The 2,118-nt window shown below is 62.7% G+C and carries 3 protein-coding genes; all 3 read left to right on the forward strand.

The features are described 5' to 3' along the window. A partial coding sequence (locus tag NKH23_RS34335) for a site-specific integrase (protein ID WP_353036773.1) occupies positions 1 to 551 on the forward strand: 551 nt, incomplete at its 5' end. After that, complete coding sequence (locus NKH23_RS34340; protein WP_023699564.1) at positions 548 to 1,480, forward strand: tyrosine-type recombinase/integrase; 933 nt, start codon at positions 548 to 550, stop codon at positions 1,478 to 1,480. The genes NKH23_RS34335 and NKH23_RS34340, both read left to right, overlap by 4 nt. Continuing rightward, a partial coding sequence (locus tag NKH23_RS34345) for a tyrosine-type recombinase/integrase (protein WP_353036775.1) occupies positions 1,477 to 2,118 on the forward strand: 642 nt, incomplete at its 3' end. The genes NKH23_RS34340 and NKH23_RS34345, both read left to right, overlap by 4 nt.

The following is a 2,118-nucleotide window of genomic DNA, read 5'->3' on the forward strand; positions in this document are numbered from 1 at the left end:
TTCGGCGTGCAATTGATATGATCGGCGCAACGGCACCGGTTGACGTCCGCGATCGAGCCGTCCTGCTGCTGCTCGCCACCACGGGCATTCGCAACGGTGAGCTGCGCGCCCTTCAACTGCACGATATCCACTGGCGAACTGGCGAGGTTTTTGTCCGGCACACCAAGGGCAAGCGTGATCGGGTGGCCCCGCTCATCGAGGAAGCCGGTGCCGCGCTCGCCGACTACGTCCTGCGCGCTCGACCGAAGGTGGATAGTCCGTATCTGTTCCTGTCCTTCACGCCGCCCGTGGCACCATTCAAATGCGCGTCGCCTGTTTCGAGGATCGTGCGGAAGCGGTTGCGACATGGCGGGGTTGAACTCGGGCAGGTCGCAGGTGCGCATCTCCTGCGCCACAGTCTTGCCACCCAGCTCGTCAAGCAGCGAAGGCCGATCAACGAGGTCGCCGATCTCCTGGGACACCGCAGCATCAACACAACGGCGCTGTACGTAAAGGTCGCGACGTCGCAACTTGCCGAGGTCGCACTTCCCTTTCCGGGAGGCGTGGCATGACCGCCTTTGCCCGATTCCTCGGCGAGAAGGCCGAGTGTTACATCGAGCTACGCCACTCCCTCGGCTATGCCTTCAGCAAGCAAGCCGGCACGTTGCGGGCTTTCGTGAGGTACATTGAGCGCGCTCAGTTCGATGGGCCTGCCACTCGAACTTTGGCGCTGGATTTTGCCCTGTCGTTCAGCGGCGCCGCCAACAGCCGTGTCAGTCGTCACGGCGTGCTGCGCCGGTTTTACGAATATCTCGCCGTCTATGACGCGCGAACCGAAGCCTTGGAGCGCAGAGCTTTCCCCAGATCCAGAGCGATTCCGCCTCCGCGAATCCTCAGCGAGGCCGAGTTGGCATCACTCATCGACGCATGCCGCCGCATCTCGCCGGGAATCCTTCTCAAGGGGCGGACAATGGCCACGCTGATCGGATTATTGGCGAGCTCGGGGCTGCGATCAGGCGAAGTGGTCAGACTTGATCGTTCCGACGTTGATCTGGCCAACGGGATTCTCCTCATTCGGAAGACGAAGTTCCGCAAGGACCGTCTCGTTCCAGTTCACACGACGACCCAGGCTGCCCTTCGTAGCTACGTCCATGAACGGGATGCCGCTTTTCCCATGCCCAAGGACCAGGCCTTTTTCCTCAGCTCTCGTGGCAATCGCCTCTCGGCGACAGGCCTGCAAAACGGCTTTGCCGAGGCCCGCAAGCTTGCTGGTCTCGATGGCGGCAAGCCATTAAGGCCACACGATCTCAGGCACCGGTTCGCCGTGACCCGTCTCGGCCTCTGGCATCAGCAGCGCGCAGACGTTCAGGCGTTGCTCCCGTTGCTCGCCACATATCTCGGTCACGCCAGCTACAGCGACACTGCCTACTATCTCACCGGTTCGGCAGATCTTCTCGCCATTGCGGCGGAGCGCGCCTTCCTCGACGGAGGTGCAGCATGAGCGAACACCTGCTGCTGGCGCCGCTCCTGGAGTCCTACTTTCGCCGGCGCTTGACCAAACAACGCAATGCGACTCCCGCGACCGTGGCCAGCTATCGCGATGCCTTGCGCATGCTGATCATCTTTGCCGCCACCCGATTGGCGAAGAAGCCGGCCGCATTGGCACTCGAAGACCTCGATCGAGACCTCGTTCTCGCCTTCCTCGACGAGCTCGAGGAGAAGCGCAAGAACGTCATCGCCACGCGCAACGCCCGACTAGCGGCCATCCGATCCTTCTTCCATCACGTAGCAGCCGCTGACCCGGCGTCCTTCGGTGTCGCCCAACGCGTGCTGACGATTCCCATAAAACGGGCTCACATTGAGGTGACGCACCACCTCACCAAGGCCGAAGTGGACGCCCTTATTGCGGCCCCCGATCAGAGGACGTCCCGTGGGCGGCGCGACCGAACGTTTCTACTGTTTCTGGCACGGACCGGCGCCCGGGTCTCCGAAGCCACCGGCGTCAACGCAAACGACCTTCAGTTGGAACGGCCGCACCCACAAGTGCTGCTGCGCGGCAAAGGGCGCAGAGACCGCGTCGTCCCCATTGCTAAGGACCTGGCGCGGGCGCTGACATCCTTGTTGAGCGAGCGCGGGATC

Origin of the sequence: Mesorhizobium sp. M1328 (assembly GCF_040318075.1) — a bacterium.
Lineage (GTDB): Bacteria > Pseudomonadota > Alphaproteobacteria > Rhizobiales > Rhizobiaceae > Mesorhizobium.